This window comes from Thermogemmatispora onikobensis, assembly GCF_001748285.1.
Taxonomy (GTDB): Bacteria; Chloroflexota; Ktedonobacteria; order Ktedonobacterales; family Ktedonobacteraceae; genus Thermogemmatispora; species Thermogemmatispora onikobensis.
Genome location: NZ_BDGT01000052.1, coordinates 24,664 through 30,786, shown reverse-complemented (window position 1 = coordinate 30,786; position 6,123 = coordinate 24,664). Strand labels below are relative to the sequence as shown.

The window sequence follows — 6,123 nt, the reverse complement described above, 5'->3', positions numbered from 1 at the left end:
ACCACAGCCTTTCTTATCGGGGTGATTGGGGTTCCCTATACCCTGCCGGAAGAGCAGTTGAAGGCGGCGGTAGAGGCCATTGAGCGTTGTGAGGCCAGTCGGGAGCCGGTAGCTGAGCCGCTGGGCATCCATCTGGAAGGTCCATATCTCAACATCGCGCGCCGGGGGGCGCACCAGCCCGAGTGGCTGCGCCAGCCCAGCGAAGCGGAGGCCGAGCGCATTCTAGAGCTGACGCGCGGCTATCTCCGGCTGGTGACCCTGGCGCCCGAGCTACCCGGGGCTGAGGCCATGATCCGCCGCTTTCTGGAGGCGGGGGTCACCGTCAGTCTGGGGCATTCCGATGCTTCTTACGAGCAGGCGCGGCGGGCTTTTGCCCTGGGAGTAAGCCACGTCACGCACTGCTTTAACGCCATGCGTCCTCTTCATCATCGGGAGCCGGGGCCGTTGGGCGCCCTGGTTGAAGCGGGTCATGTGCGCGGCGAGCTGATCGCCGATGGCGTGCACGTCCATCCCGCGGCCATGAAGGCGCTGGTCAAAGCCCTGGGGCCTGAGCGCACCGTGGTCATTACCGACGCTCTCTGTGGGGCGGGCAGCCCGGAGCGCTCCTTTGAGTTTGGGGGGCAGCAGGCCACTGTCATCGATGGGGCGGCGCGCCTGCCAGATGGCACCATCACGGGGAGCGTGCTGACGATGGAGCAGGCCCTGCGCAACGTCGTGCAACTGCTTGGTTTCTCCTTGCACGAGGCTGCCCGCATGCTGGCCTACAATCCCGCCCTGGCGGCTGGCGTCGGCGAGCGCAAGGGCCGGCTCCAGCCTGGTTACGATGCCGACCTCCTCATCGTCGATCGGACACTCGCGCTGCAGGCGGTTCTCTGTCGGGGACGGCTGGCCTTTGTCAGTGAGTCCTGGCGTGGACGGCTGACCCGCCTGCTAGAATAGACGGCAAGACAAAGGATGCCCCGGAGAAGCGCCGGGGCATTGCTTTGTCTGGTCAGGTGAGGGTGGTCGACTGAGGGAACTGGCTTAGAGCGTCAGCGTGACCTTCTGGAGGCCGCGCGGCACGTCAGGGTTGTAGCCGCGGGTCAGGGCCAGATGGAGGGCCAGCACCTGCCCGGGGACAATAGCCGTCACGGGACTCAGCCAGTCCGGGAGGCCGCTCACCAGGGGCAAAGGAGTGCGAGCCAGGGCCAGGGCCTCGCCTTCCTCCGAGATGACCAGCAGCTCTGCGCCGCGACGTCCCAGCTCCTCGGCCAGCTCGCGCATATCGCTGTAGGTGGCATCGCGCGGCATAATCAAGATGGCTGGCAGGCCGGCGTCGACCGTGGCAATCGGGCCGTGGCGGAAGTCCGCCGAAGAGTAGGCATTAGCCATCACATAAGTCAGCTCTTTGAGCTTGAGCGTCAGCTCAAAGGCTGTGGCGTAGTTGAAGCCGCGCCCGATCACCACGCAGCGATCCATATAGCGGTAGCGCTCAGCCAGGCGAGCAATTTCAGCGGATTGCGTCAGCACCTGGTCGACGGCGGAAGGCAGCGCCTCTACGGCTGCCAACTGGCTGGCCGGCTCGGGGCTCCAGGCGGCGGCGAAGAGAGCGAGCGCTGTCAACTGGGCGGTATAGGTCTTGGTAGCGGCGATGCTGCGCTCCGGTCCAGCGTGCAGGGCGACCACATGGTCGGCGGCGTGGGCCAGTGGGGAGCTGGCATCGTTCGTAATGGCCAGCGTCGGACGACCCTGCCGACGGCCCTCTTCGAGCACGGCGACAATATCGGGCGACTGGCCCGACTGCGAAATACCAACAACCAGGGCCCCATCCAGGCGAGGGGGCTGGCCATAGAGAGTATAAAGCGAGGGCGTGGCCAGCGCGATAGGATGGCCGGCCAGGGCCGCCCAGACGTATTTCGCGTAGAGTGCAGCGTGGTCCGATGATCCCCGGGCTGCGATCAGGACATAGGTGAACGGTGGCAAGGAGGCGACAATCTCCTCGACGTGGGGGCGCTCCCGTTCGAGCAGGCGGGCGAGGACCTCGGGCTGGCTGCGGATCTCTTGCTCAAGCAATGATGAGGACATGCAGACACTTCTCCGTTCGCTCGTGGTCGGATTCGGCTAGCTAGCTCGCTGAATCAAGCGGTCTGGCCTGCCAGCGGGCGGGTGTGGCGGTGGCCCAGCCTCCTTGGCTGGCTCGCTCAAGGCGCAGGCGGGCGAGGCGTAGCCCAACCATCAACCACCTCGCCTCTATCCTATCACGTTGTGGGCCGCTTGCCCACCATCTTCCCGGGGCACCAGCGATCAGCCACGTCTTGGCCCCGTGCTCTTGCCAGTTGCTCACTCGGTCTCGCCCCCGGCGGTGGCCTCCAGGCGGGCCTTGCGCAGACGGGCTTGCAGATAGTCAGGATCGAGGCGTAGAGCCTCTTCGACGGCGGCCAGAGCTTCAGCGCGCTTTCCAAGCACGCCCAAAGCCCAGGCTTTCCCGTCCCAGGCGGGGACATAGCATCTATCCCGACTCAGGGCCTCCTCAAAGGACGCCAGGGCCTCCTCATGGCGGGCCAGCAGGCAGAGACAGGCACCGCGCAGGTACCAGGCGGCGGGATCAGCGGGGGCCAGGGCTAAGGCCCGCTCGACGGCAGCGAGCGCCTCGGGATAGCGAATCGCTCCCCACAGCTCGCGCGCATAGTTCAGCCAGAAAGCCGCCTGCTCCTGGGCTGAATCCTGGGACTGTGTGTGCTCGTCTGGCTCCTTGCGCATCTGCTCCCTCCCTCCCTCCTCGTTCACATGCTTCCTGGAACTGACCACAGCTCCCGGCGCTTAGGGTTGAGGAGCGTGCTCCTCTCCCTCACCTGACTGAGCGTGTAAGGCCGTCTGATAGCTCTCCCAGGTATCGACATCATGGAACGCCAGCGCCTCCTCTACCTCGACGAGAGCTAACTCAGCACGGTGGCGCTCAAGCACGCGGCGCCCGCCCTCATCGCCTGCGACCTGCTCCAACTCCGAGAAGAGATCTGAGGCAAAGAGCACAGGATTGCCACGTCGACCCCCAGCACTGGGAGCCACGATGCGGCGGCCAGCGCTACGCCAGTGAGCGATCAGCCGATCAATCAGCGCAGCAGAGACGAAGGGCTGATCACCGAGAAAGATCAGGGCGCCGGCGGGTGCAGGCTCTCCTAGACGGGCAGTGCGAGCCTGCAGGGCCTGCAGGCCACAGCGCAGCGAAGTACTCATCCCCTGTGCATAGGCGGGATTGACGACCAGCTCGATTGCCGGATGAGCTGCATAGTCGCCCAGGGCCGCCCGCACCTCCTCGGCCCGATGACCCAGAACGATCACCAGGGGGCGGGCCTGCGACCGCAGAATGGCCTCCACGCTATGTTGCACCAGCGGGCGCCCGGCCAGCGGCAGAAGCAGCTTGTGGCGACCTGCTCCCATGCGGCTAGAGGTGCCTGCAGCCAGGAGAATGGCGGCGCATCCTGGCTCTCCGCTCACGATGGTCTCCTTCCAATCTCTGGATTCGGCTCAGGCTTGTCGGCCATGCTATAATAGCACTTGACCGCGCGCAGCCGAGATCTTCAATGCAATACTGCTCTATAGTATATCATCATCAGCTCGGCGAGGAACGCGGCTGACCCCGTTGCCAGCGACAGGAGGATGGCCAGCGCGGCGTTCCCCCCTGGGTGGGAGATCCAAGAAAGGCACGACAGCAGTTCTATGCTCACAACTCCCTCGGCGAAGGATGAACGTGTAACGGCCCTGGAGGTTGGGGCCGCGACACTGGAGAAGTATCGCCGCCTGCAGGCCATTCTGAAAGAGATGGAGTCGGTTCTGGTGGCCTACTCCGGTGGCGTCGATAGCACCTTGCTCTTGAAGGTAGCCCACGACGAACTCGGCGAGCGAGCGCTTGGCGCATTGGCGCTCTCGCCTGCCTATGCGCCCGAAGAGGGCGAGGCCGCGCTGCAGCTGGCACGTGACCTGGGCATTCGGGTGCTGACTGTTGAGACGCATGAGCTTGAGGATGAGCGCTATCTCACCAACCAGCCGAATCGCTGCTATTTTTGTAAGACGGAGCTATTCACTCATCTGACGGCCCTGGCTCAGCAGCACGGCCTGCGCTATGTCGCCTATGGAGTCAACAAAGATGACGAGGGCGATTTTCGTCCAGGGCAGCGCGCGGCCCGCGAGTTCGGCGTGCGTGGTCCCTTACTGGAGGCGGGGCTGCACAAAAGCGAGATCCGGGCCCTGGCCCGCTGGCTGGGTTTGCCCGTCTGGGATAAGCCTGCGCTCGCCTGCTTTTCCTCGCGCATTCCCTATGGGACACGCATCGACATCGAGACATTGCAGAAGATCTATCAGGCGGAGAAGCTCCTGCACGAGCTTGGTTTGCGTCAGGTTCGTGTGCGCCATCACGGGGTCGTAGCCCGCATCGAAGTCGAGCGGCAGGACATGCCGCGCCTGATCGAGGAAGAGATGAGCCGCCAGGTCACGGAAGGCTTGCGCCGTCTCGGCTATCTCTATGTCACCCTTGATCTTCTCGGCTTTCGCAGCGGCAGCCTGAACGAGGGCTTCTTCAAGAAGAAGAAGAGGCCGGCGATGGAGGGATCATCAGGAGAAGAGCGATGAGCAAAAGGAAGGCTCAGCAGGCTAGTGGCATTGTGAGGCGCACGGCGGGAACCGGTCCGGGCAGCCCACAGGGAGGGTCACAGGTGGGAGAGCGGAAGCAGGAACTCACGATGAAGCAAGCGCGAGAGGAGCGCAGGCGGCGAGAGCAACAGCGGCGCGAGCGAGCGCGTCAGCAAGCCCAGCTCCGCAAACTGCTTCTCTCTATCGGCGTCGTCGGCATTTTTCTCCTGCTCCTGGGAGGCGGGGTCTACTTCCTCATTCGGACCGGCTCCCAGAGTCAGGCGCAAAATCAGCAAGGCCAGATGCAGAGCCAGGGGCGTCCGGTTGTCGACGCTGCCTATCCGCCAGTCGATCAGGTCTACTGCGATGCCAGTGAGCAGGTAGCTGTACACTATCACGCTCATCTCTCAATCTACATCAACGGTCAGCCCGTGCAGCTTCCGGCCAATACTGGCATTGCCAGCGACTGCATCTACTGGCTCCATACCCATGACACAACGGGCGTTATTCATATTGAGGCGCCGCAGAACGAACGCTTTACTCTCGGGCAGTTCTTCGATATCTGGAAAAACCAGTTCGCCGAACTGGGCAACGGCTTTCCCAGCCAGCTCGACCAGGCCAGCGGCTGGAGTGTCTATGTCGATGGCAAGCCTTATCAAGGCGACTTCCACAGCCTCCAGCTGCAGGCTCACGAACTTATCACCCTGGCCTATAACAGTCCGCACGTGCAACCCGACACCGTCTACAACTGGGGCAGCCTCTAGGGGCGGACGGCGGTCGTGCGCGGCGTTGCATTGAGCTTGACTGAAGGGCCCGTCCTGAAGGAGAGAGGTCGCTGCCGACCCCTCTCCTCTCCTCATTTACTGGCCGGCCTGCCAGTGATCCGCCGGTGTCAAGGCAAAGACCAGCGTATTGCGGAGCTGGCCATCGGGAGCGAGGGCCTCGTTACGCAGGCAGCCCTCGAAGACGAAACCCAGGCGGCGCGGAATAGCGGCGCTGCGCTCGTTACGCTCATCGCAGCGGATAAAAACGCGGTTGGCTCCGAGCTGCCTCAAGGCAAAGCTGGTCAGCAGTTGCGTTGCTTCTGTGATATATCCCCGACCAGTGGCCGTGGCACGCAGCCAGTAGCCGATCTCGAAGACACGCGCCTGCCAGTCGTGGGGCCTCAAACTGATCCCTCCCAGGAGTTGCCCATCGGCCAGACTGATCACCGTACAGTTATAGATGTCGCGCACCAGCCAGGCAGCGCGCTGGCGATTGATCCAATCGCGCGTCTCCTCAATACGCTGATGCTGGTCTGCCCAGGGCAGCCAGGGACGCAGATGGGCGCGCGATTCCTGGATCGCCTCGAAAAGCGCAGGAGCGTCCTCCTCACGATACGGTCTTACGATAACACGCTGACCCGCCAGCTCTTCAAAATCGGGCATCAGGCTAAGGAAAAGTTCTTCGCCCATAAGAGTATTCCTTTCTTTTATGCTTAACTATCTATAAAAAGAAAGAAAATCGTATTTGACATGC

Annotated in this window: 7 protein-coding genes; 3 read left to right on the top strand and 4 right to left on the bottom strand. The window is 63.2% G+C overall.

Annotated features, from left to right (window positions below; all coding sequences use genetic code 11):
• Positions 1-939, top strand: a 939-nt coding sequence (nagA, locus tag BGC09_RS18305; protein WP_084659084.1) for an N-acetylglucosamine-6-phosphate deacetylase, incomplete at its 5' end; no start/stop codon positions are given.
• An 84-nt stretch (positions 940-1,023) separates the two neighbouring features.
• On the opposite strand, the gene BGC09_RS18300 is transcribed toward nagA, so the two are convergent.
• The 3 genes from BGC09_RS18300 to mocA all read right to left on the bottom strand — a co-directional run bounded on the left by BGC09_RS18300 (position 1,024) and on the right by mocA (position 3,474).
• Positions 1,024-2,064, bottom strand: a complete 1,041-nt coding sequence (locus tag BGC09_RS18300; protein WP_069805676.1) for an SIS domain-containing protein — start codon at positions 2,062-2,064, stop codon at positions 1,024-1,026.
• A 255-nt stretch (positions 2,065-2,319) separates the two neighbouring features.
• On the bottom strand, positions 2,320-2,739 hold the full coding sequence (locus tag BGC09_RS18295; RefSeq protein WP_069805675.1) for a tetratricopeptide repeat protein: 420 nt from the start codon (positions 2,737-2,739) through the stop codon (positions 2,320-2,322).
• Positions 2,740-2,799: 60 nt separating this feature from the next.
• On the bottom strand, positions 2,800-3,474 hold the full coding sequence (mocA, locus tag BGC09_RS18290) for a molybdenum cofactor cytidylyltransferase (RefSeq protein WP_069805674.1): 675 nt from the start codon (positions 3,472-3,474) through the stop codon (positions 2,800-2,802).
• Positions 3,475-3,696: 222 nt separating this feature from the next.
• Here mocA and larE point away from each other — a divergent pair, with 222 nt between their 5' ends.
• Both larE and BGC09_RS18280 read left to right on the top strand, forming a co-directional pair.
• On the top strand, positions 3,697-4,605 hold the full coding sequence (gene larE / locus BGC09_RS18285; protein WP_069805673.1) for an ATP-dependent sacrificial sulfur transferase LarE: 909 nt from the start codon (positions 3,697-3,699) through the stop codon (positions 4,603-4,605).
• On the top strand, positions 4,602-5,369 hold the full coding sequence (locus tag BGC09_RS18280; protein ID WP_069805672.1) for a hypothetical protein: 768 nt from the start codon (positions 4,602-4,604) through the stop codon (positions 5,367-5,369). Before larE ends, BGC09_RS18280 begins: the two co-directional genes overlap by 4 nt.
• Positions 5,370-5,465: 96 nt before the next feature.
• Here BGC09_RS18280 and BGC09_RS18275 read toward each other — a convergent pair whose 3' ends face one another.
• On the bottom strand, positions 5,466-6,059 hold the full coding sequence (locus BGC09_RS18275) for a GNAT family N-acetyltransferase (RefSeq protein WP_069805671.1): 594 nt from the start codon (positions 6,057-6,059) through the stop codon (positions 5,466-5,468).
• Positions 6,060-6,123: the final 64 nt, after the last annotated feature.